This window comes from Corallococcus sp. AB038B, from assembly GCF_003668955.1.
Classification (GTDB): domain Bacteria; phylum Myxococcota; class Myxococcia; order Myxococcales; family Myxococcaceae; genus Corallococcus; species Corallococcus exiguus.
In genome coordinates this window covers 1-466 of sequence record NZ_RAWO01000079.1, presented here as the reverse complement: position 1 = coordinate 466, position 466 = coordinate 1, and the positions used below count along the sequence as shown (strand labels likewise).

Here is a 466-nt window from a genome sequence, read left to right as displayed (position 1 = left end):
TTTTAAGACGAGTCCCTCAAATGGAAAAGTTCAGAATTTAATCGACATATTAGAACTTCTCAATCAATACAATATACCTTCTTCACAATCGACAAAAATCAGTCAGTTAGTCCGAGATTTGACTAACTTCACTGAATTACTTCGAGGATTAAATCAAGTGGTGATCGAGAATAATTTTCAATCCAAAGGCAAAGTAAAAAGTCGAACCGAATTATTGATTGAATTGGAAGAAATTAATAAAAATCATCCAGCTCTAGTGAAGTACATAAGATCTGAATTACTCAAAGAATTAGAGGAAATCAAACGAAAAGATCTGAAATCATTGATTGAATCTCCTGAACTATCAATCACTAAATGGGATACCAAACAAATCAATTTTTGGGCAAATACAATTAAACTCAACAACAAACCATTCAGCAATGTCGAAGCAATTGCTGTGATCAAACGAGCTAATTTTCTCTTTACT

At 32.2% G+C, this 466-nt stretch carries 1 protein-coding gene; it reads left to right on the top strand.

The annotated features are described in order from the left end of the window. Positions 1 to 157: 157 nt before the first annotated feature. Positions 158 to 466 (top strand): hypothetical protein (locus tag D7Y04_RS44270; protein WP_147477336.1); only part of this gene is annotated, 309 nt, incomplete at its 3' end.